The organism is Paenibacillus sp. P4_E11, assembly GCF_056401635.1.
On the sequence record NZ_JBFUIX010000741.1, the window covers coordinates 1 to 510 of the forward strand.

1 protein-coding gene is annotated in these 510 nt (G+C 42.2%); it reads left to right on the forward strand.

Annotation, left to right across the window (positions count from 1 at the left end; translation table 11 throughout):
• Positions 1-510, forward strand: a 510-nt coding sequence (locus AC1DWB_RS37235) for a fibronectin type III domain-containing protein (RefSeq protein WP_477546037.1), incomplete at both ends; no start/stop codon positions are given.

Below are 510 nucleotides of genomic sequence, written 5' to 3' on the forward strand. Positions count from 1 at the left end.
GGTTCGAACTATTCCAGTTATCAAGATGACGGTCCGTTCGGCGGATATATAGAAGGCTCGTATGGAAGCTATCATACCACACCTCGCATCTCGAATTTCATAGAGGTTTACGGTACAAAATTGATCCTCAAGCAGTATAACTTAGCTACAGATGAATTTGTAAGCATACCTCGTGTAGTCAACGTTGGCGAAGGCAAAGATGCCTTCGACTACAGCAGGAAAGATATAAGAGAACTCATAGCTCCGCAGTTTGATGAGGGCATTAAGATCGATTCCTTGAATGCCAACGAAGTTGCTTTTACAATAAAGCAAGCAAATGACAATGTGCGCGGTATGGAATATAATATTCAGCTTATCAACAAGCTCACGGGGAAAGTGGACAAATCGTTTAACAGCCTTTCGTATCCGATGGACAAACCATACGATGTATACAGGCAATATAAGTTTACAAATTTGTCGCCGGGTACTCCATATAAAATCAGGGTGTTCGCCGACGATTCCGTGTATAAC